The organism is Lolliginicoccus lacisalsi (genome assembly GCF_014841105.1).
Lineage (GTDB): Bacteria > Actinomycetota > Actinomycetes > Mycobacteriales > Mycobacteriaceae > Lolliginicoccus > Lolliginicoccus lacisalsi.
In genome coordinates, this window is the sequence record NZ_JACYWE010000001.1 from 240,384 (window position 1) to 266,666 (window position 26,283).

Below are 26,283 nucleotides of genomic sequence, written 5' to 3' on the forward strand. Positions count from 1 at the left end.
AGCGATGCGTGACCCCGGCGCGGATGTCAACGCCGCACTGCCCGATGGCGACCAGCCCGCGCGCATCACAGGCCTTGGCTTGATCGCGTGGGCGCTCGCGCGGCAGCGCGGGCGGATACTGATCGGCGCTGGGGCAGGCATCGCCTGGATGGGCACCACGGCGCTACTGCCAGTCGTGCTGGGTGGTGCCATCAACGGGGCGGTGGCTGGTGGCGAGGACGTCGCCTGGGGGGCGCTCGCGATCGGCGTGGTCGTTGCGCTCAGCGCGCTGACCGCGGTTCTCCGCCACCACACCGCCGTGTTGCTCTACAGCCGGACCCGTTGGCTGCTCGAGCGCCTCGTGACCCGTCGCGCGCTGGACCGGCGCGGCGGCGACATGCCGGGACCGGGGCGGCTGCTGTCGCATGTGCAGAATGATGCGCAGGCGGTCGGCGGCATCGCCGACCTGATGTGCCGCGGCTCCGGCGCCATCGTCACCTTCGTCGCGGTCGGCGCTGGAATGCTGGTCGTCGCGCCACTGCTCGGGGTGATCGTGCTGGTTGGCCTGCCCCTGTCGATGCTGTCGCTGGTCCCGCTGTGGAGCTCGTTCAGCCGACGGGCGGAAGCCGTCCAGGAAAGCCTGGCCGCCGCCACTACAGTGGCATCGGACTCCCTGTCTGGCTTGCGGGTCATCAAGGGCCTCGGTTCCGAGGCGACTCCGCGGCGCTGGTACCGGGAGGCCAGCGCGGGCGTGGAACGATCCGGGGTGTCGCTCGCCCGCATCTCCTCTGCTTGGGATGCGATCTCGATGCTGGTGCCAGGAGCCTTCCTGGCGCTGGTGCTGTGGGTCGCGGGAAGCATGGCCATCGAAGGAACCCTCAGCGTCGGCGAGCTGGTCATGTTCACCGGCCTTGCCGTCTTCCTCGCCATACCGCTGAACACCCTTGCGGAGGTCGGCGATGTGTGGGCCACTGGGCTCGCCGGGGCCCGGCGCATCGCTGAGGTCCTGCGCACCGAGCATCCTGTCGACGACTGTGCCAGTCCGGCGCCGACCGGCCAGCTTGTCCTTGACCGTGTGACGCACGGATCGCTGCACGGCCTGTCCCTCGCCACCAAGGACGGAGAGCTGCTGGGCATAGTGAGCTCCGCCCCAGGTGTCGCCGGGGACATCCTCGCGCTCGCCGGGAGGAGCGTGGATCCCGACCGCGGCACCGTCCGGCTCGGCGATCGCGATATCCGCACCATTGAACTGGATGAACTGCGACGACGCGTACTGGTTGATTCCGGGCACGAGGTGTGGCTCAACGATCATTCGCTGCGCCACAACCTTGCTCTCGCGGACCCAGCCACCAGTGACGACGACCTCGGGCAGGCCTTGGAGGCTGCGGCGGCGGAGGAGTTGCTGCATCGGACGGGCGGTCTCGATCACCGGGTCGGCGAGCGAGGCCTGGCATTATCTGGTGGGCAGCGCCAGCGGGTGATGATCGCGCGTGCCCTCGCGCTGGATCCCGAGATCCTCATCCTCGATGATCCCACGAGCGCGCTCGACGCGATCACTGAAGCGCGGGCAGCGAACGGGCTCGCCGGGGCACGTGCCCTGCGAGCGACGATCGTGTGCACGCTCAGCCCCACCCTGCTCGGGCTCTGCCACCGGATCCTCTACATCGCTGAGGGGCGTGTCGCGGCCACCGGAACACACCAGCACCTGCTCGCGCACCCCGGCTACCGCGCGCTCGTGCTGCCCGACACGGTGGGAGCGCGACTGAAATGACCACTCAGCCACTGCTTCCCGTGGCCGGGCACCAGGCCGCGCGGGCCCGGATCATCCGCCTGCTGCGCGACCGCTGGCGCCGCCTCGTCCTGCTGATCCTGCTCAGCGGAACCTCGATCGCGGCAACCCTCTCCGGACCGATGCTGATCGGCATGGTCATCGACGCGGTGATGGGTGGCGATGGGCAGCGCGTGGTCACCTTCGCCGCGCTGGCCTACGCCGTGCTCGCGGCAACCGGCGCGGCCTTCCACTACCTCGCTGGCATCACCGCGGCCCGCGTCGGGGAATCGGCCCTGCGGGAGCTTCGTGTAGAGGTTTTCGACCATGCCCTTGGCGTGCCCCTCGACGTTGTCGACCGCGCGGGCACCGGGGAGTTCACCAGTCGGCTCACCAGTGACGTCAATGTGCTGGTCCGCGCCGTGCGCGAGAGCGCGCCGAACGTGCTGTTCGCTGCGCTGGAGCTCATCCTGATCGTGGTCGCCCTCCTGCTCGTCGACTGGCGACTCTGTATTGTCGCGCTGCTCGCCGGGGCGCCGCTCACCGTTGCCGCGGGCGCCTGGTACGCGCGCCGCGCGCCCGCCCGCTACCTCGCGGAGCGGCAGGCCCACGCTGATCTCGCATCCGGACTGCTGCAGTGCTACCGGGGCCGGTCCACCCTTGCCGCCTACCGCGCTGGTGGGCGCTACCGCTGGTCGATGGCACAGCGGGGGCGGGCCGTGCTCGATGCGGGACTGTCCACCACAGCGGCCCGCAATCGCTTGCGCCCCGCGGTGCGCCTGTCGCTGGGCCTCGCGCTGATCGGGGTGATCATCGTGGGCGCAGCACTGGTTGGCGCGGGCGCGGCCACGGTAGGGGCGGTCAGCGCCATCGCCCTCTATATCGTTCGGCTGCAGGCGCCGGTGAGCACGCTGCTCGAGGAGCTCGATGCTATCCAGCAAGCCACCGCGGCTAGCACCAGGCTGGTGGGCATTGCCCAGATCCCCCGGCACCGCGGAACCATCGGCGCTCGACCGCTGGCGCGACAGCCGCTCGCGCGACCCGAGGGCATCGATGTGGTGCTTTCTGGTGTCGAGTTTGGCTACGAACCGGGTCGCCCGGTAGTCCAAGCCCTGGACCTGCACGTTCAAGCAGGTGAACGAATCACGATCGTGGGGTCGTCCGGGGCGGGCAAGACAACGCTGGCGAAGCTGCTCGCGGGACTTCACGAGCCGTGGTCGGGCGAGATCCGGATCGGCGGGCACCGAACACACGACCTCGGGGCCGAGGAGATGGCCCGTCTCGTCGCGCTCGTGCCGCAGGAGGGGCACATCTTCAGTCGCACCGTCGCCGACAATGTGCGCCTCGCGGCGCACGGAGTGACCGAGGAGCAGATCAACGAGGCGCTAGCTCTTGTCGGAGCGGGCTCGTGGGCCGCCGGATTGCCGCAAGGCCTCGACACCCTCGTCGGCGAGGAAGGGCACGGTCTCGGCCCGCCGCAAGCGCAACAAATCGGCCTCGCCCGATTGGTGTGCGCGGACCCACCTGTCGTTGTCATGGACGAAGCGACAGCGGAGCTCGACCCGTCCGCTGCCGCCCGCACCGAGCATCACCTGTCCGCGGCGCTCGCGGGCCGCACCGTCATCACGGTGGCCCATCGTCTCGATAGCGCCACTCGTGCCGACCGGATCGTCGTCATGGAGGCCGGCCGCGTCGTGGAATGCGGGAGCCATGAGGAGCTGCTCGCCCGGCCCGGCCACTACGCGGCCCTCTGGCAGCAGTGGCGATCGAGCCGTGCGAGCGGCGCTTGATCGAGCAGAAGATCCAGCTCAACCACGTACTGCGCAATTCTTCTCGTCGGTGGACTAGTTTCGGGCGGACTGTTCCCGGCAGGCGTACCGACGCCATCGAGGAGGGCCCCGTGCATCATCCGCTTGCCCGTACTGTTGCCGGGGTCTCTGCTGCCTTGCCGGTGGCCACGCTGCACCAGGGCATTCCGGGGGACGAGGCCGGGTGGATCACCTGTAGCGAGGTGGATACCTCCTTCATCAGGGACTGGGAGCGTGCTGCGAGCGAGCGAATGATCCGCGAGTACGGCAGCGCGCATCCGATGACCGCGAGCGCGTACGTGCTTGGGTGGTACGGGCGCGTGCCTGGCATCATCGGCGGGCTGAGCCTCGCGCTGGACCACCGGGTGCCCCGGCTCGCAGCGAGCGAGCTCGCGTTCGGATGCGACCCGCTCGAGGCCTACCCCGACCGCTACGCGCTGCTCGATAGCCGGTTCTGGTGCCTGCCTGATGACCCGGACGCTTCCCACCCCGACGCGTCGGTGGTCGCGAATGATTCAGCGCTCGCCGCGATCCTTCGGGCGCAGGTCCGTGCCCACGCAGACGCTTTCCTCGCCAGCTATCGCGGAGGGGCACGGCTCCCCCGGCGAACCCTGCAGGGGGTCTTCTTCGACGGCATCGACATCGGCATCTGGCTGCACGATCGCTCCCCCGGCGCCGAGCACGCCACCATCGAGGCGGCCCGCGAGGTGCTGCCCGGTGGCACTGCGGAGTTCCGCGACAGCACCACGCTGTACCTGCTGGATGACGCCCTCGGCCGCACGCACCTCACCCGCGAGCGCATCAGCTGTTGCTACTACTACAAGATCGCGGAGCAGGAACGGGCTTGCCTGACGTGTCCGCGGACGAGCATCGATGAGAGGGTGCAGCGGCTCGCGGAGATCGAGGCCTAGCTTCTACGCTGGCGCGACCCGTACCTCTAGGTTAGGCTAGGCTAACTAATGTACGGCGGTCCGGCCAGGCCCCGGGCGCGATCAGCGAAGGAGCTTTCATGCACGGAGAGGTCATCTCGACAACGCGGCTTTCCCCTCAACTCGTGCGGGTCACGCTCGGTGGCGACGGGCTCGACGATTTCGTCCCGTCCCCGTACTCGGATAGCTACATCAACGCATTCTTCCTCCCTGGAGGCGCACCGTACGCGGTGCCGTTCGACGAAGCCGAGGTGCGGAGCCATCCCCGCGAGCTGCGCCCGTTCCCGCGCCGGATCACCGTGCGATCATGGGACGCGGAACGCCGCGAGCTGGCCCTCGATTTCGCGGTCCACGGCGACATCGGGCATGCGGGCCGGTGGGCGATCCACGCCAAGCCCGGTGACCTCTTGCAGTTCCGGGGACCAGGAGGCGGCTACAGCCCGCACGCGGACGCCGACTCCTACCTCTTCGTTGGTGACGAGAGCGCCCTGCCGGCGATCGCCGTTGCCGCTGAAGCTGTTCCCGCCGGCCGCCCCGTCACCGTTGTCGCCGAGGTGGAGGACGCAGCGGGAGAGATCCCATTGCGCTCGCCAGGCGACCTCGGAATCACCTGGGTGCACCGCGCGGGCCGGCACGAGGATCACGACAACCTGCTGGCAGCGGCGGTGCAGGCGCTCCCTCGCCCCGCCGGGACGGTGAGCGCCTTCGTCCATGGTGAGGCAGCCGCCACCCGCGCGGTGCGGCGCGTGCTGCTCGGTGACGCCATCGTCGAGCCCGAGCACCTGTCCTGCTCGCCCTATTGGCGACGTGGCCACACCGACGAGCAGTGGCGGTCGGTCAAGGCCGCCTGGATCCGTGAGGTCGAGGCAGAGACGGGGATCCTCACTCGGCCGGCGCGATGAAGTTCTGCTCGATATCGTCAAGGACCAGCTCGAAGCCTGCGATGTCGATGCTGTTCCCGATGCCCGAGTCCACGAAATGGACGCGCTAGTTCTGCACTGCCGGGAGCGTGCCGCACAACTCTGCCGACTCGAGCCTCTCCCCCTCGCCTCGTGCGGTGTCATCGAACCCAATCAAGCGCTCGGTTGCCCCGCCCTCACCGCATGCTCCACCAGCGCACGCACCTCCGCGAGCGGCGAGGCCTTCACCTACACCGTTGCCCGGGGCATCACGATCACGCTCGACAGGTACCCAGGGACAGTGGTCGCGCAGAGCAGTGTTGCCGCAGCGCTCTGGGACAACAACTACAAGGGCGCCGGAATCTACGCCGACCTGCCTGACCCGCTCGACTACCAGACCGGCAACATCGATCCCTCCACCATGACCGTCCTAGGCACCACCTGGGGAGAGTTCAATATCGAGAAGTACGCCGCGCTCAGCCAGACCTGCTGATCGACATGACCTTCGACCGCGAGACCCTCTGGTATGCCGCGGAGATCGAATCCACCATCGCCGGGATCGCGCCGACCATCGGCATGCCGCTCACGGGACTCTCCGTGGTCGAGCAGATCGAGGCATTCACCGCGCTCGCCCAGAAGCTCGGCGCCACCCCCGCCACGACCACCGATGAGCAGGCCTTCAACGACGCCATCGCGAGCGTGGCCGCGGCTAGCATCCGCTACTCGACGCCGCACCCCGGATCGTCGACGCTGATCGTGGTTGGCCCACCATCCGCAGAGGCGTAGAGGACATACAGGACCAAGGGATCGTCACCCCGATTGATCCCCACGTGCGAGGCTCCCTCGCCCGGCACCTCCTCGATCAACGATCCCATCGGATCAACCCGCTCCGCGCAATCGCTGTAGATCCGTGTCAACGTGCCGCTCGCCACGTAGCCATACACGGGCATCTCGTGCCAGTGCCACCCGGTGTAGCCGCCCGGATCGATCTCGATCATGCGGAACGAGAAGCCCGTGGTGTTCCCCATGCCACCCCACACGCTGAACGGCACCTCGAAGGCCCCCACCTCCTGGCTCTCGACCCCGGATGAGGGCGAGGCTCCAGCAACACCGCCGAACGCGGTCAATGCGAGCGCGGCCCCTGCAGCTAGGGAGGCAGCGCGAGTCGAGAATTTCATGATCCTGGCCTTTCAACCCGTGGTTTCCAGCGACAACGCATTCAGCTCGGACCGCCACTGCTCCATGCCCTCGCCCGTCCACGCGGAGAGCGCGATGATCCGGACGTCCGGGTTCACCGACCGCGCGTACGCCGAGCACTTCTCGACGTCGAAATCGACGTACGGAAGCAGATCCGTCTTGTTGACGATCACTAGGTCCGCGGCGGCGAAGATGTGCGGGTACTTCAGCGGCTTGTCGGAACCCTCGGTCGTGGAGATGATCACGACCTTCAACTGCTCGCCGAGGTCGAACAGGGCCGGACAGACCAGATTGCCGACATTCTCGATCAGCAACAACGTGCCATCGGCGGGCTGGAGCTCATCGAGCGCGGACCGCAGCATCGACGCGTCGAGGTGGCACCCGGCGCCGGTGTTCACCTGCACCACGGGGGCTCCCGTCGCGGCGATCCGATCGGCATCGAGCAAGGTCTCCTGATCGCCCTCGATCACAGCGACGGGCCGCTCGGCGCGGAACTCACGGATCGTCTTCTCCAGCAGGGTCGTCTTCCCCGCGCCCGGCGAGCTCATGAGATTCACCGCGACGATGCCATGAGCGTGCAGCCAGTGCCGGTTCTCCATCGCGATGAGGTCATTCTTCGCGAGCACCTTCTGCTCGAGCGTGATCGTCTCCACGTGCTCGTGGGTGTGGGTGTGCTCATGCGCATGGCTGTGCTCATGGGAGTGGCTGTGCTCATGGGAGTGGCTGTGGTCGTGCGAGTGGCTGTGCTCGTGGGAGTGGTGATAGTGGTGCTCGTGTCCCGGCGTCGACACCCGGGGACCGTCCGTCTCGCCACATCCGCAGGTAGAGCACATCGCCTATCCCACCTTCATCGATTTGATGCACATCTCGCGACCGGTGATCACGTCCACATCGGCGCTGCCGCAATCGCACAGGAGAATCATGTCCACGAGCACGAACTCGCGATCGCAGGCCTTGCAGCGAGCCCGGGCCGTGATGATGTCGAGATCGAGCGCCGCACCATCCGCGATCGTGCCCGCCGTCGCGAGGTCGAAGCAGAAGTGCATGGCATCAGGAACCACGGCGCACAGCGCGCCGATCTCCACCTGCACCGAGCGCACCCGTCGACCGGCGGCATGCTCGCACACCGCATCGACAATGCTCTCCGTGATCGCCAGCTCATGCATCACGCACCTCGGAATGGTCTTCTCCAGACTAAGCCTCCGAGTGTGACGTGGACAACAGTTTGGGGGGCCTTCCTCATAGCGACCGATCGTGAAGATCTGGCCACGTCCGGTGTGGCTGGATCTTCACGATCGGCGGGCTCAGCCCAGCAGCTTGTCGAGGAGTTGCTCGAGGGCGGCGCGCTCGCTGCGATCGAGGCGTGCCATGACCGTGGACCCTTCGGCGACCATCCGGGCGAGTTCCTCGCGCAGCTCGGCGCCGCGGTCGGTGAGGGCGAGCAGCTTGACGCGCCGATCAGCGCCGGGGACGCGCTCGACGATGCCGAGCCGCTCGAGCCTGTCGGCGAGGCCGGTGACGTTGGAGGCATCGCAGCCCATGGATTCCGCGAGCGCGCGCATCGGCGAGGGCGCGTCCATCTCGAGCACGGTCCGCGCCTGCAGCGGGGTCAGGCCGAGCGAGACGGCGATGGCGTCGAAGTCCTCGCTCATGCGCTTGGTGACGTCGAGCAGCTTGAAGCCGAGCTCGCGCGCCTCGGCGACGCGGTGGTGGGCGGTCATGGATCTATCGTATCGGTCCACAATAGTTGACACCATCAAGTATCCGCTGCCATGCTTGATCCAGTTTCATTGATTCCATCAACTATTGAGGAGCTAGACCATGGCCGGAATGTGGGACCCCTTCACGCTCGGACAAATCCGCCTCGATCACCGCCTCGCGCTCGCGCCCATGACCCGCTCCCGCGCCGACACCGACGGCTCCCCCAACGGACTCATGGTCGAGTACTACCGGCAGCGCGCCACCCTCGGCCTGCTCATCACCGAAGGCACCCAGCCATCCGACGACGGCCAGGGCTACCCCTACACCCCCGGCATCTACACCGAGTCGCACATCGCCGGCTGGCGCAAGATCGCCGATGCCGTCCACGAGGCCGGAAGCCAACTGTTCATCCAGCTCATGCACGTCGGCCGCGTCGCCCACCCCGACAACCACCCCACCGGTGGCCAGCCCGTCGCCCCATCCGCCATCGCCGCCGGGCACGACATGTTCACCCCCACCGGCATGCAGCCCGCCCCAACCCCGCGGGCGCTGGCCACCGAGGAGATCCCCGGCATCGAGGAAGAGTTCGCCCAGGCAGCCGAGAACGCCATCACCGCCGGCGCCGACGGAGTAGAGATCCACGGAGCGAACGGCTACCTGCCCTGGCAGTTCCTCAACGAATCCGCCAACCAGCGCACCGACCAGTACGGCGGCTCCATCGAGAACCGGGCACGCTTCACCCTCGAGACCACCAAGCTCGTCGCCCAGCGCATCGGCGCCGACCGCACCGGCATCCGGCTCTCCCCCGCCGTCAGCTTCAACGGCCTCGACGAGGGCCCCGGCTACAAGGACACCTACCGCTACCTGCTGCGCGAGCTCGACACCCTCGGCCTCGCCTACATCCACCTGTTCTACTTCGGCGACGACGATTTCCTCCGCGAGATCCGTGCGATGCTCACCACACCGCTGCTGCTCGTCCGCGCCGGACGAGACTACGACTCCATCGACCGGGACCTCGCCGACGACCTCGCCGATGTCTATCCCATCGCCACTGATGCGATCTCCAACCCCGACCTCGTGCACCGCCTCAAGACCGGCGCGCCCCTCGCGCCCGGCGACAGCAGCACCTTCTACGGCGGCGACGCCACCGGATACATCGACTACCCCACCATCGACGACGCTAGCTAGCCGGTTCCCCAAGCCCCTTCCCGAGGAGGACATCTCATGCCACGTCCCGCAGCGCTGCCCGAGATCGCCCTGCCAGCCGAACCGACAGAGCAGAGCACCGCCACGTTCCTCGACGAGGCACGGGCAGCGCTGCGGGATCGAGGCACAGCACTCATCCGCCGGACGGGACCACGCACCGGTGTTCCCCAGGCCATGCTCGACGCGCTTTCCAGCATGAGCGGGGCCAGCACCGCGCGCCTCGCCGACCTGCTTGCCGCAGCCGCGCCGCCCGCGCCCAGCCATGACCAGCCATCCCCTGGCATTCCCGCGCTGCCGCTGCACCGCGATGGCGCACTGATCGGACGGCCACCGAGCTTCATTGCCTTCACCGCGACTAGCGTCGAGCCAGGCACCCACGACAGCGCTCTCGAGCTCGTCGACACCGTCGCCGCGCTGCCTGCCCTCAGCCACGACCTGCGCGACCTGCTCGACACCCACCCCCTCGAGTACCGGGTTCTCGACCGGCGGCCGTTCCCCCATCTCCCCGAGGGATGGTTCGAACTACCCGCCTACACCAGCACGCCCACCGGGCAGGCGCTCAACATCATCCTGCCGCCAGCGGCACCGGGCCCGTGGCAGACCCGGCTCCGCGGGCTCACCGACGGAGACTCCGCCGAGGCGCTGCGGCGCATCGATGACGAGTTGCGGCGATCCCCCGCCTACATCACGCATTCCTGGTCCGCGGGCGACATCATCCTCGTCGACAACAGTCGCGTGCTCCACGGCCTGCGCGCCACCCCGGCAGGCTCGCGCGCCCGCCTCGCCCGCGCCTCCTCCTGACGACCGATCGTGAAGATCGAGCCACGTCCGGCGTGGCTGGATCTTCACGATCGGCGGGGTTCTCACATCTCGCGCAGCACGCGCTTGAGCACCTTCCCCGACGGGTTGCGCGGCAGCTCATCGACGAACGCCACCTCGCGCGGGACCTTGTACCGGGCGAGGTTCTGCTTGACGTACTGCTTCACGGTGTCCTCATCAAGGGTCTCGCGCGTGACCACGAACGCCTTCAGGCGCGCGCCGTACTCCTCGTCCGGCACCCCGAGCACCGAGGCCTCGACGACCGACGGATGCGAGGCCAGCAGCTCCTCGACCTCGCCCGGGAATACGTTCTCCCCGCCCGAGACGATCATGTCGTCGTCGCGGCCATCGATGAAGAGCCGCCCGCCAGCGTCGAAATGCCCGACGTCGCCGGTGGCCATCAGCCCATCGACCGACGCCTTGGTCCCACCGCCCGTATACCCCTCGAACTGCACGGTGTTGCCCACGAAGATCCGGCCCGTCACGCCAGCGGGCGCGGGCTTGTCGTCATCGTCATAGATCCTGACGACGCTCCCGGCGACCGGCTTGCCGACGCAACCGGGCTCGGCCGCGAGGTCCTCCGGCGTCGCGACGGTCGCATAGGCGACCTCGGTCGAGCCATACATGTTGTAGAGGACGGGACCGAACGCCTCCATCGCGCGCTTGCAGAGATCGGCACCGAGCTGCGCGCCGGCGACGAAGATGATGCGCAGCGACGACAGGTCATAGCGTGAGACCCCATGCTCGAGCATGCGGCTGAGCATCACGGGAGCCACGATCATGCCGGTGCTGCGATTGCGCTGGATGCTCTCCAGGGTCGCTTGCGGAGAGAAGCGGCGGCGTAGCACCATCGTCGATCCCATGCCGATCGCGAGCAGCGCGTGCGCGAACCCGAGAGTGTGGAACATCGGCGCGCACACCTCGATGGTGCCGTTGGTGCTGAACGGGACGCGGCTGGTGATGCCGCCGATCGGCGCGAGCGACATCGGGTCAGGGCGGGGCGCTCCCTTGGGCGTGCCGGTCGTGCCGCTGGTCAGCAGGATGATCTTCGCGTGCGCGCCGGGGCGGGGCGGCGCGGTGGAGGGCGCGGACGCCATCAGGGCCTCGATGGAATGCTGGCCCGGATCCTCGCTCCAGGCGCGGAACGCGCCTCGCGGAGGCGTGACACCGTCGAGCATCGTGGCGTACTCGTCGTCGTAGACGAGCAGGTCGGTGCCCTCGCGGGTGGCGACGTCGCGGATCTGCGGCCCGGCGAAGTCGGGGTTGAGCAGGATGATCCGGGCGCCGCACTTGGCTGCCGCGAGCAGCGCATCGAGGAACCCGCGATGATTCCGCGCGAGGATCGCTACGCCTTCCCCTGGCTGGAGGCCACGAGCGAGCCAGGCGTTGGCGAGCGCGTTGGACCGCTTGTGCAGTTCCGCGAAGGTGAGCTCGCCACGCTCGTCGACAACCGCTGTCTTGTCGCCCCAGCGCGCAGCGGCGACACCGACCGCGCCGCCGATGAGTCCCCACCGCGCGATGGCGAGGCCGCTGTTCGCTAGCGCCACGGGCGACATCACGCCGAGGACGCCGCTGCGCATAGCGTAGCGCGAGTAGTTGAGCTCGGCGCCCGCGCGCAGCGCCGCCTCCTTGCCCTTGCTGATCGGATTGATCACTTTCCCAGCTTCCTTCGCAGATCGCCGGCACCCAGGAATCGCATCGTGCGCATGATCGTCCTGGATTTCGTCGCCGAATACGGGTACCACAGCAGTTTGGACAGGGCGGCAAGCTCGACGCGGTGGCTGACAAAGGCTTGCGTCCTGGTGTATTTCCGGATGCCCTCGGCGCCGCCGAACCTTCCGCCTATGCCCGAGGTCTTCCACCCGCTCTGGGGGACAGGGAAGCAGATGAGGTGGGCCGAGCCGTCATTGATGACTACGGAGCCCGCTTCGATCCTGCCGCCGATCCTGCGTCCGCGGTCGGCGTCACCGGTCCATACGCTCGCTGACAGGCCGAACGGCGAGTCGTTGGCCAGCCGGACCGCTTCGTCCGCATCGGCCACGCGCATCACCGGAAGGACGGGGCCGAACGTCTCCTCGTTCATCACGCGCATCGAATGGTCGACGTTCGACAGGACTGCCGGGGCGATGAAGTGTCCCGAGATCGTGCCGCCGACGGTCACGGTCGCGCCCTTGGCGACCGCGTCGTCGAGGTGTTCCTGCACGATCGTGACCTGCGACTCGGTGGCCATGGCGCCGATGTCCGTGTCGAAGCCAGCTTCCCCGCCCTGGCGCAAGCCACCGACCACCTTGGTGAGCGCCTCCACGAACTCGGGATAGATCGCCTCCTCGACGTAGATCCGTTCGACCGAGGTGCACATCTGGCCGGAGTTGACGAGCCCCCAGAACGCGATGCCCTGTGCTGTCAGGTCGATGTCGGCATCGGCCAGGACGATTGCCGGGTCCTTCCCGCCGAGCTCGAGGCCGCACGGGATCAGCCGTTCCGCCGCCCGCTTGCCCACCGAGATCCCGGTCTCGGTCGATCCCGTGAACTGCACGTAGTCGACGTTGTCGACGACCGCGGTTCCCACGCCGCCGGATCCCACCGCGCAGGCGAGCACATCGGGGGCACCGATCTCGGCCCAGCCCTCGATCATGCGATGCACAGCGAGCGGGGTCACTGTGGACGGCTTCACCACCACCGCGGCACCCGCCAGGAGAGCCGGTATCGCATCGAACATCGACAGCGCGATCGGGAAGTTCCAGGGGCTGATCACACCCACGAGCTGGTACGGCTTGTAGACCGTTTCCAGCCTCCTCGTCCTGGTGAGCGCCGACGCGGGCGAGGGTTTCTCCGGCGCGAGGAACTTGGCCGCGTTGTTGGCGTAGTAGTTGAGGTTGTCGATCGAGAAGGGAAGCTCCAGCCGGGCGTCATGCTCGGATTTCCCCGTCTCCTGGCGCAGGAGATCGCTGATCTCGTCATTGTGGTCGAATAGCCAGTCGCGGTACTTGCGCACGCATTCGACCCGTCCTTTGGTGCCGAGCGCCTCCCATTCGGGCTGGCTGGCGCGCAATCGCGACGCAATGCTGGCGACGTCCGCGGCCGAATGCGCATCGAGCGATCCCACGACCCTGCCGTCGACCGGCGAGGTGACCTCGATGCGTTGCTGTGCCGTTCGGTTCGTGCGTTCATCCATCGCGGTCATCTCGCTGCCTTTCATGATTGGCGGTATTGCTCGCGGGCCGAGCTGCGTCACATTCCCTGCTTGCTGTGCGCGCGCAGCTGGTAGAGCCCTCTCGTCGTCGCCACGATCGTGCCGTCCGTATCGGTGATCGTTGCATTGAGCACAAAATCGGATTTGCCATTCGCCGCTGCTTGCTCAGCGATCCGCTCGATCTCAGCGTCGTCGAGCGATGCCTCCGCCCGCACCTCGGTCTTGGCTGGCCGCTTGAAGGCAATCTGCATATCCTTGACCAGTGGGTAGAACCGTGAGTTGTCGAATGACGCGACGGCGATCGCGCCACCGAGGATCTCGGCCACGGTGAACAGCACGCCCGAGTACATCACGCCGAAATGGTTGCCGTTTCCTTCTGCTGGAACCGTGGTCGCGGCGAATCCCCGACGGACCTCGACGGCCTTGAGGCCCATCTTGTGGGCGATCGGGATGGCGAGCTCGAGCGTGCCGTTGATGATGTCAGCAAAGGGCGGGGCCTCATTGGTTCCGGTCATTTCCTGAGCAAGCCTTTCGCGATGTGGGTGATCTGCACTTCATTGCTCCCCGCGTAGATCATGAGCGACTTCGCGTCACGGGCCATCTGCTCGACCGCGTACTCGCGCATGTAGCCATTGCCACCGAGCAGTTGCACGGCCTCCATCGCGACTTCAGTGACAGCTTGCGACGAGTACGCCTTGATCGCCGATGCCTCCGCCAGGGTGGGCAGCTTCCCGTCCCGCCCCATCTCGATACCACGGAAGACCATGTTCTCCACGTTGATCCGCGCGATCTCCATGTTCGCGATCTTGAGCTGGATGAGCTGGAAGTCGCCGATCGGCTGGCCCCACAGCTCGCGCGACCTCGCATAGTCCAGGCAGATGCGCTGGCATTCCTCGATGACGCCAAGGGCCATCGCCGCAACACCCATGCGCTCGACGACAAAGCCTTCGCGCGCGCTGTCGCGACCATCTCCCGTGCCGCGGCGCTCCTCGGTCTCGCCCAGGAGCCGGTCGCGGCCAAGACGCACATTGTCGAAGAACAGCTCACCAGTATGGGAGGAATTGATGCCCATCTTCTTGAAGGGCTTGCCCTGGGCGAATCCCTCCATACCGCGGTCGAGGACAAAGCCGAGCACCTTGCGATCCCGCTTGGCGATCGACGGATCGCCGTCGTCGAGCTTCGCGTACACGATGACGACGTCAGCCTCGGGACCATTGGTGATGAACGTCTTCTGCCCATTGAGGATGTAATCGTCCCCGTCGCGCTTGACGTAGGACTTCATCCCGCCGAATGCGTCGGACCCCGACTCTGGCTCGGTGATGGCCCAGGCCGCGAGCTTGTCGAAGGTCACGAGATCGGGCAGCCACCGCTTCTTCTGCGCCAAGGTGCCTTCCTTCATGATGGTGGCGACGCCGAGCCCCATGTGCACGCCCCACGTGACGAACAATCCCATGCAGGCGGCGCATAACTCCTTGGTGAGGATGATTGCCATCGTTTCCTGGCCACCGAGGCCACCAATGCCCTTCTTGCTGGGCGGGGGCTCCTCGCCCGCGGCGATCGCTTTTTCCCTCGCTTCTTCTTTGGCAAGGATCTTCTGCAGCATTTCGCTCGCCATCTGGTCGATGGCGAACGTCTTCATCATCGTGCGCAGGATGGGATACGGCGATATCTCGCCCGATTCGAGCCCATCGCGATGGGGCCGGACCTCAGCGTCCATGAAGCCTCGAACGGAATCGATGATCAGACGGTCAGTCTCGGACCACTCGTACATGCGGGCCTCTCTGTCCAGCGCAAACTATTGATGACGCCTGTCCTCACAGTAGGATTGAGGACACCTGTCGTCAATCTGGCCATGATGTGACGTGCACCACAGCAACGGTACGCCGCTAGCATGAGAGGCTGCGCTCAAGAAGGGAGCTGGCGTTGACCGCGCGAAACGAGACCCCGGCGACGCCGCCGCGAACGTGGGGCGGCACGACCATGGCAGAACGACGCGCCTTCCGCCGTGGCGCGCTCATGGACACCGCCCTCGACCTGATCGGCGAGAACGGCTGCGCGGCCGTGACGGTGCGCTCGCTGTGCCGAGCCTCCGGACTCACCGATCGATACTTCTACGAGAACTTCCCCAACCGGGACGCCCTGCTCGTCGAGCTCTACGAGCAAGTCGCCGCGGAAGCGCACGACGCGCTCGTCACAGCAGTTCCAGGAACCGCGCGAGAAGACGAGCAGATCCGCGCAGCTGTCGAGGAATTCGTCAGGCTCACCATCGACGACCCCCGCAAAGGTCGGCTGCTCCTCGTCGAACCACTATCGGAACCCGCGCTGAACGGCCTCAGCATCGCCACCGTCCCCCGATTCACCAAGCTGGTCCTCCAGCAGATCCCCCACGAACTCGGCCGCACCAAGCGCGCACTGATCGCCACCGGGCTCGCCGGCAGCCTCGGCGCAATCTTCCTCTCATGGCTCTCCGGCCAGCTCAAGGCCAGTCGCCAAGAGATCATCGACCACTGCGTGGAGATCCTCCTCGCAGCAACGCGAACCGGCCAGCCCGCGAGATCAACAGATGGGGCGTGAACAAGGAAACTAGGATCGAACCGTGTCGACATTCAACGGACTGCCCGCACATCCCCTCCTCGTTCACTTCCTGGTGGTGCTGCCACCCGCGCTAGCGCTCCTGCTCATCACTTGCGCCGTCTGGCCCGCGGCGCGCGAACGCTTCGTCGTCACCCTCCTGCCGCTATCACTGGTGATCCTCATCCTGACCCCCCTGACAACCAGCGCAGGCAATGCCCTCGCCGAAGTATTCCCGCCCGAGCTGATCGCCGAGCACAAAGAACTCGGCGAAACGATGATCTACGTCTCGGCCTCCCTCGTCCTCGTATCCGCACTGGTCACCGCCGTTTACATGCTCGGAAAGCAACGCAAGCTCAACGCCGCCATCCCGATCGCGGTCGCCGCGATAACCATCGTCGTGGGCATAGCCGCCTGCTACCAGACCTACCGCATCGGCGACTCGGGAGCGCGAGCCGTGTGGGGCGGGACGACACTATCCCTCGGCCCCGCGGTGACCGGGCCCTGACGATTAGCGGCTAGCCCGGCCGGGGTGGCGTGGGCGACCCTCGATTGGCCGGCCGATCGTGAAAGCCTAGCCACATCCAGCGTGGCCAGATCTTCACGATCGCGGCTCCGCGGCTCGGCGGCTCCGCGGCTCGGCGGCCGCGCGGCTCGGCGGCCGCGCGGCTCGGCAGTCCAGCGGCCCCCGCGCAGGCACTCAACCCTAGAACTGTGCGCTAGCTCACACGGTGGAACCTGGCAGCGCTCCAATGCATCTATTCATGCATGGACAGTCCACGACCGGGAGGAATCCGCGCATGACTCAGCCCCCTGTTCTTGGCGCGCCGGGCGGTCTGTGGATCACTCCGGCGGCGGTCACTGAACTGATCGGCGCCCTCGAGGCGTTCGCGAGCGAGATCGGCGGCCACAACGCTGCGAAGGTTACCGACGAGGTCGCGGCCGCGTTGCCTGCTTCCGATACTGCTCGTGCGCTGACCCACTTCTCGACCGCATTGTCCGGGGCGCTGGCCCACATGTCGGATCGCGCTCTCGATCTGGCTCAGGTGGCGCGGTTTACCTGGAACGATATGGCTGGCGCGGACGCCGCTCTGGCCGCGGACATCGCGGGTATCGAGGAGGCGGGATGAGGCCGACGCGTTCCCAGTGGGAGCAGACCTGGCCCGCGGTGCTGGCGTTGGGCGAGAACCGCGCGAGCCGTCTGGCCAGCACAATCCTCGAGGAGAGCAACTCATTGATGCGCACGTTCACCAGCGAGGCGATCGAGTGGACGGGCGCTGCCCGTGACGCTGCCGAGGAGCGTGGGCAGCGCGAGCATGGGCGGAACAAGCAGGTCGCGTTCGCGCTGGAGGACTTCGCGCTCGAGTGCACCGCCGCCATGAATGCGCTCGCTCCCCTGGTCAGCGAAGTCCGATCCCTGCTCATCGGGGCGGAGGCGCAGGGCCTCACGGTCACGGAGGACTGGACGGTCATGGTTCCTACGTCCGCGGATTCCGCCACGGCCAACGAGGCAGCCACGTTGCAGGGACGCCTGGCAAGCTTCATCGATGAGTTCGACCGCATCGACTCCCGAACCGCTCGCGCGATCAACGACATCACGGCGGTCCTGCGGGAACATGCGCCCGAGGGAGAGGGACTGTCCGCGAAGCAGGGCCGGGAGGCTGGGCAACTGCTCGGCAGCGAGCGGGAACTGACCGACAGCGATCTCGCTCGCATCGGCCAGGAACTGCGGACAGCCGGGCTCAGCGCCGAGCAGATCCGCGTGCTCGCCGAGGGCGGCACGGTCACCGACGTGCCCGAATCGACTTGCGAGTACCTCGGTGAGCTCGTTGGCACCGCGGGCCTCGACGGCATCATGCGCCTTCACGATTCCTTCGCCGCGCAAGCAACACCCGATAGCGCAGCGAATATCAAAGCCCTTGCCAATGCCCTACTGATCGTGTCCAACGAGAACATCGGCAGTGCCCCCGGCTCAACAGGTGGGTACGACAACCTGCCCGCCGATATCCGCGCTCTCCTCGGCGACCGCTACGGCGATGGGCCCGACGCCAATGCGGAGGGGCAAGGCCCGGCACCACGCGAGATGGCGGATTTCGCGTCGCTCCTTGCCAGCTCCGATCCTTCCCTGCCACCGGGCGAGCTTCTCGGCATCGAGCTTGGGCGCCAGGCAGCCAACCTTGAACTCGAAGCCAGGGAAGCACGGGATCACCGATCCTCGCCCAGCATGACCGGGCTCGGCCTCGACACCTACTTCGCCAGCGAGCGCGACGAGCACTACAGCACCGCGCTCGAGGACCTCCTCGGTGTCGCTACGCGCAACCCCGACGCGTCGGCCGCGCTGCTCGCCGGAACGACCAGCGACGGCCACGCCATCGAGGGCTACGACCGCGACGCCACGGTCATCCCCCTCATGACGCGCCACTGGGAGGATCCGCAGCCCATCACAGCCATGCTCGAATGGATCGGCACCGACGCCCTCAGCGACGATCCCGGCATCCGCACGCGCGGGCAACACGGCTTCACCGACCTCATCGAGATCACCACCACAACCGCCACCGGCAGCGGAGGCAACAACTTCCAGGAGCTGATGAGCACCAGCCGCGGCTCCCTCGGCCAGCAGAACCCCGCTCTCGCCCAGCAGCTCGTCGCATCCTCCGCGCCCTACATGAACGCGCTCGGCGGGATGCACCACAGCCTGTCCGGTCTCGACGAGATCCAATACATCGCCCCGGGCGACAGCGTTCGCTTCATGACGCTGATCAGTACCGACGGGAAAGCCGCGGAAGCACTCGCCGCGAATGTCGACATCCAGCAAGTGATGAACGCGAGCTCCGTGCCCCACCTCGGCGGCGCGGAAGCGCAAGTCCTCGGCTCCGCCAATGGACGGCTGTCGACGTACCTCGAATCCGCGCTCACCGCCGAACAGGGGCACCGCGAGGCCTACGCTCGCGAAGTCGACGACCACGCCAAGGCCACCCGCCAGGGCACGACCAGTGTTATCGCGGGCACCGTCGGCGCGCTCCCCACGGTCGGCGCGCCCGTCGCGGGATTGCTCACCGCCGTGTTCGGCGACTACACCACCCCCGACGGATTGGTCGACTACGAGACGTTCAGCCGCAACGCTGACTTTGGAGCGGAGGACCGCGCCGTCACTTTGCAGCAGTTGCAGGCCATCGCCATCGCCTCCGGACTGCCCCTCGACCAGTACCCCGAGGCGTTGATCGACCACACGGGCGAACCACGGCCCGCGACCGTGGGGGAGGTTGTTGCGCAAGCGGAGCATCCCAGTCAGCCTCAGCAGCTTCGCAGCGACCTCGCCGAGGCGCTCCACCAGCATGGGCTTGGACACGTCCTGAACCGCTACGAGTACGGGACCGAGGACGCGACCATCCGCGCCGACGCGAAGCCCGTGAGCAACGAGCACTACACTCGCCTCGCCCGAGGAGATTGGGACCAATCATGACAACGTTCCGACGACGCATAGCCGCCTTCGCGCTGGCGCCCGCCCTCCTGCTCGCCGGCTGCACCACCACCGGCCCCAGCGACCCGGCCACTTCGACGTCCGTAGCAACCGATGATTACGCCTTCCCCATCGACGAGGTCGGCGATGTCACCTTTGCCTGGACCGCAGCCGACGGTATCGACCTGCTCTCCCCCGAGGCCACCATCGTCCGCGCCACCGATGAGGCCATTGCAGTGGCCGGTTTCGTCGGCGAGCAGCTTTCCTACCCAGGCCTCGACGAGTTCTGGCGCGACTTCAACGACCAATTGCGCCCGGTCGACCGACTGCGCACGCTTCACAGTGGTGTTGAACAGCGTCGCTGGGCCGGCACCACCGACTACCACATCTACAAGCTCGAATGGAACGGCAACGAGCTCTCTGCCGAGTACTGCGTCGACGACAGCTATCTCGCGACATCTGCCGATGAGGGCCGTAGTTTCCGCTGGTTGCGGTCATCGATAACCCGCGTCACCACCAGGAAGCTCACCCTCGCCCGCGACACCACCGACCCGCCGGCACCTCCACCAGCACCCACCGGCCGGCGCGCCCCCACCTGGAACGCCTTCGACGGCTGGCGCGCCATCGACCTCTTCCAATCAGGCGACTTCGACCACTGCACCACCTGGTACAACACCCGCGACCGCGACCCCGACCGCCCTTACTGGCCCCAGTACTCCTCGCGCGACCCCGAGCACCGGCCCCCGCCAGGACCAAACCCACCCATCGCGCCGCCAACCCCCGGCTGGTGAGCACAGCGAAGGAAGGCACCTGGACATTTGCTAGTCAATGTCGCGTGACACGCCGCGACACGCGCCGTCGTTGATGACATTGACCAGCAGATTCCGCAAGCAGCAGGCGAACCGGCGCCGGACTGCGGGTCAGCGCGAGCTGGTGACCCGGGTGTAGAGGCTCTCGCCGGCGCGCTTGGTCCGCCGCCATTCCGCGGCTACTTCCGGTGTGCCGCGGAGGTCAACGCGCGCTTCCCAGAGATATGTTGTCGGCCAGCGCCGGAAGACGGGCAGCACGGTGGTCACTACACGCATCAACGGCGGGAGTCCTCGCGGCCGCCACCCACGCGTCACAGTGAGGGTGAGTGTCGCAACCTCGCCACCGGTGCAGACCCATTCGCCCGATATGACGTCGGCGTGCTCACCGATGGAGAGGGACCACTTCCCTTTGCGTTCGTCCCCGTGCGAGAGCGTTCCTGGGGCGGGTGGCTCGGCCGAGAAGTGCAGGCGCGCGTGCGCGGCTTCGGGTCGTCCCGCTTCACGCCGTCCGTCGCTGTCCGGGGGATTGACGTTGACTACCCACAGGCCCGACGCATACTTGATCAAGTGACGGCGGTGCAGCCAAGCTCCGGGCAGCCGGCCCAGCGTCACGGGGACGCCGTCTATGCGCACCACTGGGTCAATGCTGGTACGGCGGACAAGATTGAACCGGCGCATCCAGACGAGCATCAATGCCGTTGGTTGCTCGATGGCAGCTCCGACCGGAGCCAGGAACTCTGCCGAGCGCTGCGGCTTGCCACCCCGGTCGTCGACCGAGATCTCGATCGATCGCCCTGTCGTGTCTCGTAGCGCGATGCGCGCGCGAACCCCCGTGTCGGTTACGTCGAGCACGGCTGGTTCGATCTTGGTGGTCCTCCATTCACCGAGTCCCGCACCGATGCCATATGCCATGCGATCGATGCTTAGTCCGGCTTGGTGATACACGTCGACCTTGCCGTTCTCGCGCCGGCTCATCAGCACGAGGATCCCGGTGCCGTGCTCGGCGTCGTCGAAGTACTGGACCTCGATGCCCTGGTAGACCGGATGATTGTGGATCTCGAAATTCAGCATGGCGGCGATCGTGTCGAGCCGCACGGAGATCGGCCATTGCAGTCCGCTGTCCTGAGAACTTCCCATGACCTCATCATGGTGGTGCGGCTCGGACTCGGACAGGGTCCTTGTTCTCGTGTGCCGGAGCCGAAAGGCCCACGCGGGTCGCGCCGTTCCCCGGTGGTTGGCTACGAAGCTCGGGAAACGGGCTCGGCAGCCGATTCACTGCCTGGGGGCAGCCGCGCCCGCTCGTTCAACCCGTCACCTCGAACCGCATGCCGGCGTGGCGGGTGAGGCGTTCGATGAATCGTTCGTCGAACATGGTGGCGGGTGTCCAGGAGCCGCCTGGCCGTCCGGTCTTGGCGCCGTCCTTGGCGTGGTCGAGGGCGAGGCTGGTGGCGGCCTGGCCGAGTATCTTGCTGCTGGATCCGTAGCCGGGGTCGCCCTCGCCGGTGACGGTGACCCGCAGCATCTCGCCGTTGTCATTGCGGCCGATGAAGCGGATGTCGTAGCGTCCGGCTGCCTGCGCCTCGGGGCTGGGTCCCTCGCCGGGCTTGGGCAGCACGTACCGCTGCAGGAGGCTTCGCGTGGGCTTGATGGCGGCGCTGGCCATGAATGCGCCGAGCCCGGCCACGAGCGCGAGCGCAGCGGCACGGCCTCGGATGCCGGTTCCGGTCAGCATGCCCTCGTTGTAGGTGAACTGGTGGCCGTAGGCCTTGCCGGATAGCGCGTTGGAGCGGTGCACGACGCGCTCGTTGACCGCTGCCATGACGAAGGGTGCAGCCCAGGCGTCGAAGGCGGGGTCGAACTCGGCGGACTTGACCCAGTGCTGCCGCGCGGTGAAGCCATGCTCCGGCGGGCACAGGTAGTAGGGGTTGGTCAGTGCCTTGCGCAATGCGGGATCGGCGGCCGCTTCCTCGACGATGTTGATCATGCTAGCGATGGTCCCGCCGGATGCGCCGCCCTTGAGCGCCTTGACCCGCATCGTGACGTGCGTGGCGGGAGCGCCCCATCGCTCGAGCGCCTGTTGCTGCAGGAAATAGACGCCCATGTCGGAGGGCACTGAGTCGAAGCCGCAGCAGTGGACGAGGCGCGCGCCGGTCCGTTGAGCCGTGGGCTCGTGCTTGTCGATCATCCGCTTGATCCATTGCGTCTCGCCGGTGAGGTCGCCATAGTCGGTGCCTGTTTCCGCGCATGCCTTGAGCAGTGGCTCGCCGTAGAGGGCGTACGGTCCCACGGTCGAGACCACGACCCGCGCCTGGGCGCAGAGCGCGCGCAGCTCGTCCTCGTTCGTGGCGTCGGCGAGGATGATGGGCACGGACTCGCCTGCTGCGCCGAGCGACCGCCTGACGGCCTCGAGCTTTGCTCGCGACCGGCCAGCAATGGCCCACCGGACCGGCTCGGGCTGGCTGGCGAAGTGGTTGGCGAGGTACTGGGTCATGATCGTGCCGACGAAGCTGGTGGCGCCAAACACCACGAGGTCATGGTCCGGGTGGGTCATCGATGAGTCCTTCTCGGGTTGGCTGTCGAGCAGGTGACGGGGCGGCCGCTGTGGTGCCTTTCTACCGGAACCCCGGGCGCGTGCCCACCCCTGGTGATCATTTCGTGCCGGGGACCGGGAACTGGGCGCGCATCGCGAGGTCCCAGAGCTTGTCCGGGGTGATCCGCCGCTGCAGGATGGCCAGGCTGGCGCTGGGAGTGACGGTGTAGCGGGCCCTGGGGCGCTTTCGCTCGATCGCCTTGCGGATGACCTTGGCCACGGAATCTGGCCCGCCCCCGGCGAGCTTGCCGACTCGGCTCGCGTAGACCTCAGCAGTCGCCTCGCCGACGCGCGCGTTGAAGTCACCGTATGGCCCGTCCTCGAGGCCCTGCACCGAGCCGACCGCGGTGCCCGCGAACTCTGTGGTGATCAGTCCGGGCTCGATCAGGACGACCTGGACACCGAATCCTTGGACCTCGAACCTCATCGCATCGGAGATCGCCTCGACCGCGTGCTTCGTCGCGTGATAGATGCCGCCGCCGGGGAAGGTCAGCTTGCCGCCCATGGAGCCGATGTTGATAATCCGCCCCCGGCCAGCTTCGCGCATCCCGGGCAGGACGAGCTGGCTCATCCGGATGAGGCCGAAGACGTTCGTCTCGAACTGCTTGCGGATGTTGTCGAGCGGTATGGTCTCGACGGCGCCCGATTGCGAGTAGCCAGCGTTGTTCACCAGTACTTCGACCGAGCCCTCGTCGCTCTCGACCTTGGCGACCGCGGCGGCCATGGATTGCTCGTCGGTGACATCGAGCGCCAGGGTGCGGCACCCCTTGCTGGCGAGGTCGCGCAGGGTTTCCGGCCGCCTCGCTGTGGCATAGACGGTGTGGCCATGGGCGGCCAGGTCAGCGGCGGTGGCTGCCCCGATCCCGCTCGAGCAGCCAGTGATGAGCACAACGGTCATGGGTTCTCCTTGCTCGGGCGTGAGCGGGACCCGGGCTGGGTTCTCCGTCCTCGGTCCAGTTAACACCAGTTCGCGGTCGAGCAGTGGTCCACATCACAGCCCCATGTGGAACCTGGTGCGCGCGCGGTGCGTCCATATCTGTCGACACCGCCGAAAAGCGCGGTGCATGCCGGTGCTCTTGCCGCGACGAGGATGAACGAGGGGTCGTCGCGGCGAGGCCAGCGGTTGCGCTCACCGCGAGCGTCGCAGCGCCCCGTCGAGGTACGCCGCGATCTCCTCATCAGCGAACAGCCTGCTATCGCGGACGCCGTTCTCGATCAGCTGCAGGTAGGCGGTGCTGGGCTGCCCCACGCCGAGGTCGCGCGCTGTGGTGAGGGTGAGGGCAGGGGTGCCGTCGATGTCGGGCAGCCGGAGGGCGACGTTGTACTTGCCGCGCCAGGGCTCGCCGTGGGAGTGGACGGGCAAGGCCGCGCAGTCGCCAACGCGCATGATGATGATGGCCCAGTCCGGCGTCCAGGAGCAGCCGGTCGCCCCGTTCTCCTCCGCCGCGACGTGGGTGAAATGGTCGAGCTGGATGAGGTAGCCGCGCCCGCAGCTGCCCTGCCCCCTCGGTGCCGGCGCGGGATCAACGAAAGCCACGGCCCCCGTCCAGCGCTGCGAGTGGCCAGCGAAGTAGAGGGCGTGGTCGAGCCAGAGGCACCGGGTATCGAGCGGCGGAACGGTCGTGGGCGCTGGCCGGTGGGGCCCGTAGATGCTGGTCGCGCTCGAGCCGTTGAGGTAGGCGGCGAACCGATCAGCGACAAGGTTCGAGCCGTAGGCGACGTACCAGAGGTGTTCCACGGGGCGAGCTTCCACGGGCCCAGGGTAGGCGGTCCCACCATTCCTAGCTCACGGTTACCGTTCCGGCGTCATCGGACGGGGCTTCGCGGCTCTTCGCGAGCTCGGTGAACGCATCGTGGAGGAGCTGGCGGTAGCGGCGCGGGTCGGGCAGCGAGCTCGCGCCAGCGGAGATCGACACCATGAGCTCGTCGTTGAGGTTGGTCACCTGGTGGGTGAGCGGCGCTCCGCGGTTGAGGCGGGACACGATCTGGGTGCGCACGGCGGGCGCATCGCCGAGGTAGAGGGGGTGCTTGCCGCGGAACGTATTGGTGATCGCGACGTTCGCGGAACGACCCTCCTTGGTGTCCTTGCGGTGCTGGCGCGCGGCAAGCGGCGCGAACATGGTGAGCGCGGCCTGCTCGAGCAGGAACTGGCGACCCGTGCCGACGTTGTTCTTGACCTCGCTCGTCGTGCGGTGGGTGAGCCGGAGGCATTCGATGGGGTCGCTGGCGGTGGTCCACAGGGGGATCGTGCCGCGGGTGATGTTGTTGCCTGCGGTGCGTCCGGCGGCGGCAGGCACGGCGATAGGGATGAAGCATTGCAGCGGCTCGTCGGGAAGCTCGCCGTTCTCCACGAGGTAGGCGCGCAGGGCAGTGGTGACGGCGGCGACGACGACATCGTTGACGGTCGCTCCGGCCACCGCGCGGCGGGCCGCGGCCACGGTGGCGAGCGGCACGGTCAGGAACTCGTGGACTCGCTGTGGCTCGTCGGGATCGGTGTCGATGGACGTGCGCACAGGCGCCTGCTCGGGCCGCGGCTCCACGGGGGCACTGGGCTCCACGGGGGCACTGGGCTCGGTGGCGCCCGCTTCCGCCTCCAGCCCTGCTGCGGGGTCGACGATGCGGTTGGCCTGGCGGACGAGCTGGACGGTGGTGGCCAGCCGAGGCACCAGCCCGGCGAGCGCGCTCAGGAGAATGGGCTGCGGCAGCAGGGAGCGGCGCGCCCGGTATTGCGCCACCGGCTCCTGGGCGCGCCAGTCCTGCGGCTGGGAGGAGAAGAGCTTGCGCTCGATCGCGGCTCGGGCGGTGCCGTCCATCGCCGCATGGTCGGTGCGCAGCACGATCACGATGGAGCCCTGCGGTAGCTCGGGCATGGCGTTGACACCCTCGAGCAGGATCACCTCGAGCGGGACCTCGCCGGCATCGGGCTCGGCGGCGATGGCTTCGAGGGTGGCGATGGTGTCGGCCCAGGTGCCCGCGCCCTGCACGGTCCGCGACGTGACACGGTCCCTGCCGGGCTTAATCGTGTCAGCGACCCAGGCGGGATTGTCGAGCTTGAGCGGTGTGGGCGCGAGCCGCTGATGCAGCAGCGGCTCGTCGCCGATGCGGTTCATGACGTGCTCCGCGAGCTCGTCGCGCGTGGCGGGGGCGGTCGCGGCGGCGCGGGCATCGAAGGCGTACATGGCAACGACGGCGCGACGGAACGACTCGCCGAACAGGTAATAGAACAGTGCCCCGATGCCGTCGATCCGTTCCATTCTGGCTCCCTTCGGCTGGCTCCGGTCCATCCAAGCACACGGCGGCGCGAGCACTGGAGCCCTAGTTCACGACATCGTGCAAAGAACCTGCGCGCCGGAG

Annotated in this window: 26 protein-coding genes; 13 read left to right on the top strand and 13 right to left on the bottom strand. The window is 67.5% G+C overall.

Annotation, left to right across the window (positions count from 1 at the left end; genetic code table 11):
- The first annotated feature begins 4 nt into the window (after nucleotides 1-4).
- The 6 genes from HT102_RS01120 to HT102_RS01145 all read left to right on the top strand — a co-directional run bounded on the left by HT102_RS01120 (nucleotide 5) and on the right by HT102_RS01145 (nucleotide 6,169).
- Nucleotides 5-1,750: an ABC transporter ATP-binding protein gene (locus HT102_RS01120; RefSeq protein WP_192037568.1), complete on the top strand. Its 1,746-nt coding sequence runs from the start codon at nucleotides 5-7 to the stop codon at nucleotides 1,748-1,750.
- Nucleotides 1,747-3,537: an ABC transporter ATP-binding protein gene (locus HT102_RS01125; protein WP_192037569.1), complete on the top strand. Its 1,791-nt coding sequence runs from the start codon at nucleotides 1,747-1,749 to the stop codon at nucleotides 3,535-3,537. The genes HT102_RS01120 and HT102_RS01125 overlap by 4 nt, the downstream gene beginning before the upstream one ends.
- Entirely contained in the window at nucleotides 3,507-4,466 is a 960-nt protein-coding gene (locus HT102_RS01130; RefSeq protein WP_192037570.1) for a (2Fe-2S)-binding protein, read from the top strand. Before HT102_RS01125 ends, HT102_RS01130 begins: the two co-directional genes overlap by 31 nt.
- 98 nt (nucleotides 4,467-4,564) lie before the next feature.
- On the top strand, nucleotides 4,565-5,386 hold the full coding sequence (locus HT102_RS01135; RefSeq protein WP_192037571.1) for a siderophore-interacting protein: 822 nt from the start codon (nucleotides 4,565-4,567) through the stop codon (nucleotides 5,384-5,386).
- Between the two features lie 76 nt (nucleotides 5,387-5,462).
- Nucleotides 5,463-5,876: a hypothetical protein gene (locus HT102_RS01140; protein WP_192037572.1), complete on the top strand. Its 414-nt coding sequence runs from the start codon at nucleotides 5,463-5,465 to the stop codon at nucleotides 5,874-5,876.
- A gap of 5 nt (nucleotides 5,877-5,881) precedes the next feature.
- Nucleotides 5,882-6,169 carry a hypothetical protein gene (locus HT102_RS01145; protein WP_192037573.1) on the top strand — a complete coding sequence of 96 codons (288 nt, stop codon included), beginning with the start codon at nucleotides 5,882-5,884 and terminating at the stop codon, nucleotides 6,167-6,169.
- Here HT102_RS01145 and HT102_RS01150 read toward each other — a convergent pair.
- The 4 genes from HT102_RS01150 to HT102_RS01165 all read right to left on the bottom strand — a co-directional run bounded on the left by HT102_RS01150 (nucleotide 6,103) and on the right by HT102_RS01165 (nucleotide 8,301).
- A complete protein-coding gene (locus HT102_RS01150; RefSeq protein ID WP_192037574.1) occupies nucleotides 6,103-6,561 on the bottom strand; it encodes a cupin domain-containing protein in 459 nt (152 codons plus the stop codon). The two genes, HT102_RS01145 and HT102_RS01150, sit on opposite strands and share 67 nt — an antisense overlap.
- Before the next feature lie 12 nt (nucleotides 6,562-6,573).
- Entirely contained in the window at nucleotides 6,574-7,413 is an 840-nt protein-coding gene (gene hypB / locus HT102_RS01155) for a hydrogenase nickel incorporation protein HypB (RefSeq protein WP_192037575.1), read from the bottom strand.
- 3 nt (nucleotides 7,414-7,416) lie between these two features.
- Nucleotides 7,417-7,746, bottom strand: a complete 330-nt coding sequence (locus HT102_RS01160; RefSeq protein WP_192037576.1) for a hydrogenase maturation nickel metallochaperone HypA/HybF — start codon at nucleotides 7,744-7,746, stop codon at nucleotides 7,417-7,419.
- 138 nt (nucleotides 7,747-7,884) lie between these two features.
- Complete coding sequence (locus HT102_RS01165; RefSeq protein ID WP_192037577.1) at nucleotides 7,885-8,301, bottom strand: MarR family winged helix-turn-helix transcriptional regulator; 417 nt, start codon at nucleotides 8,299-8,301, stop codon at nucleotides 7,885-7,887.
- 100 nt (nucleotides 8,302-8,401) lie between these two features.
- Between HT102_RS01165 and HT102_RS01170 the strand changes: the two genes are divergently transcribed.
- Complete coding sequence (locus HT102_RS01170; RefSeq protein ID WP_192037578.1) at nucleotides 8,402-9,469, top strand: alkene reductase; 1,068 nt, start codon at nucleotides 8,402-8,404, stop codon at nucleotides 9,467-9,469.
- Between the two features lie 36 nt (nucleotides 9,470-9,505).
- On the top strand, nucleotides 9,506-10,288 hold the full coding sequence (locus tag HT102_RS01175; protein ID WP_192037579.1) for a TauD/TfdA family dioxygenase: 783 nt from the start codon (nucleotides 9,506-9,508) through the stop codon (nucleotides 10,286-10,288).
- Between the two features lie 62 nt (nucleotides 10,289-10,350).
- On the opposite strand, the gene HT102_RS01180 is transcribed toward HT102_RS01175, so the two are convergent.
- The 4 genes from HT102_RS01180 to HT102_RS01195 form a co-directional block, all read right to left on the bottom strand.
- Nucleotides 10,351-11,886 carry an acyl-CoA synthetase gene (locus HT102_RS01180; protein WP_225443103.1) on the bottom strand — a complete coding sequence of 512 codons (1,536 nt, stop codon included), beginning with the start codon at nucleotides 11,884-11,886 and terminating at the stop codon, nucleotides 10,351-10,353.
- Between the two features lie 71 nt (nucleotides 11,887-11,957).
- Complete coding sequence (locus HT102_RS01185; protein WP_192037580.1) at nucleotides 11,958-13,481, bottom strand: aldehyde dehydrogenase family protein; 1,524 nt, start codon at nucleotides 13,479-13,481, stop codon at nucleotides 11,958-11,960.
- A 56-nt stretch (nucleotides 13,482-13,537) separates the two neighbouring features.
- Nucleotides 13,538-14,014 carry a PaaI family thioesterase gene (locus HT102_RS01190; protein WP_192037581.1) on the bottom strand — a complete coding sequence of 159 codons (477 nt, stop codon included), beginning with the start codon at nucleotides 14,012-14,014 and terminating at the stop codon, nucleotides 13,538-13,540.
- Nucleotides 14,011-15,270, bottom strand: a complete 1,260-nt coding sequence (locus HT102_RS01195; protein ID WP_192037582.1) for an acyl-CoA dehydrogenase family protein — start codon at nucleotides 15,268-15,270, stop codon at nucleotides 14,011-14,013. The genes HT102_RS01190 and HT102_RS01195 overlap by 4 nt, the downstream gene beginning before the upstream one ends.
- Before the next feature lie 209 nt (nucleotides 15,271-15,479).
- Here HT102_RS01195 and HT102_RS01200 point away from each other — a divergent pair, with 209 nt between their 5' ends.
- The 5 genes from HT102_RS01200 to HT102_RS01220 all read left to right on the top strand — a co-directional run bounded on the left by HT102_RS01200 (nucleotide 15,480) and on the right by HT102_RS01220 (nucleotide 20,321).
- A complete protein-coding gene (locus HT102_RS01200) occupies nucleotides 15,480-16,073 on the top strand; it encodes a TetR/AcrR family transcriptional regulator (protein ID WP_192037583.1) in 594 nt (197 codons plus the stop codon).
- Between the two features lie 22 nt (nucleotides 16,074-16,095).
- Nucleotides 16,096-16,578 carry a DUF2231 domain-containing protein gene (locus tag HT102_RS01205; RefSeq protein WP_192037584.1) on the top strand — a complete coding sequence of 161 codons (483 nt, stop codon included), beginning with the start codon at nucleotides 16,096-16,098 and terminating at the stop codon, nucleotides 16,576-16,578.
- Between the two features lie 292 nt (nucleotides 16,579-16,870).
- A complete protein-coding gene (locus HT102_RS01210) occupies nucleotides 16,871-17,200 on the top strand; it encodes a hypothetical protein (RefSeq protein WP_192037585.1) in 330 nt (109 codons plus the stop codon).
- Nucleotides 17,197-19,533 carry a TPR repeat region-containing protein gene (locus HT102_RS01215; protein WP_192037586.1) on the top strand — a complete coding sequence of 779 codons (2,337 nt, stop codon included), beginning with the start codon at nucleotides 17,197-17,199 and terminating at the stop codon, nucleotides 19,531-19,533. The genes HT102_RS01210 and HT102_RS01215 overlap by 4 nt, the downstream gene beginning before the upstream one ends.
- On the top strand, nucleotides 19,530-20,321 hold the full coding sequence (locus HT102_RS01220; protein WP_192037587.1) for a hypothetical protein: 792 nt from the start codon (nucleotides 19,530-19,532) through the stop codon (nucleotides 20,319-20,321). Before HT102_RS01215 ends, HT102_RS01220 begins: the two co-directional genes overlap by 4 nt.
- Before the next feature lie 129 nt (nucleotides 20,322-20,450).
- Here HT102_RS01220 and HT102_RS01225 read toward each other — a convergent pair whose 3' ends face one another.
- The 5 genes from HT102_RS01225 to HT102_RS01245 form a co-directional block, all read right to left on the bottom strand.
- Nucleotides 20,451-21,476: a hypothetical protein gene (locus tag HT102_RS01225; RefSeq protein WP_192037588.1), complete on the bottom strand. Its 1,026-nt coding sequence runs from the start codon at nucleotides 21,474-21,476 to the stop codon at nucleotides 20,451-20,453.
- A 166-nt stretch (nucleotides 21,477-21,642) separates the two neighbouring features.
- Complete coding sequence (locus tag HT102_RS01230; RefSeq protein ID WP_192037589.1) at nucleotides 21,643-22,890, bottom strand: saccharopine dehydrogenase family protein; 1,248 nt, start codon at nucleotides 22,888-22,890, stop codon at nucleotides 21,643-21,645.
- Between the two features lie 97 nt (nucleotides 22,891-22,987).
- The gene (locus HT102_RS01235) at nucleotides 22,988-23,827 is read right to left on the bottom strand and encodes an oxidoreductase (RefSeq protein ID WP_192037590.1); all 840 of its coding nucleotides are present in this window, start codon (nucleotides 23,825-23,827) and stop codon (nucleotides 22,988-22,990) included.
- A gap of 231 nt (nucleotides 23,828-24,058) precedes the next feature.
- Nucleotides 24,059-24,682: a hypothetical protein gene (locus HT102_RS01240; RefSeq protein WP_192037591.1), complete on the bottom strand. Its 624-nt coding sequence runs from the start codon at nucleotides 24,680-24,682 to the stop codon at nucleotides 24,059-24,061.
- 28 nt (nucleotides 24,683-24,710) lie between these two features.
- Nucleotides 24,711-26,183, bottom strand: coding sequence for a wax ester/triacylglycerol synthase domain-containing protein (locus tag HT102_RS01245; protein ID WP_192037592.1), 1,473 nt, complete (start codon nucleotides 26,181-26,183; stop codon nucleotides 24,711-24,713).
- Between the last annotated feature and the right edge of the window lie 100 nt (nucleotides 26,184-26,283).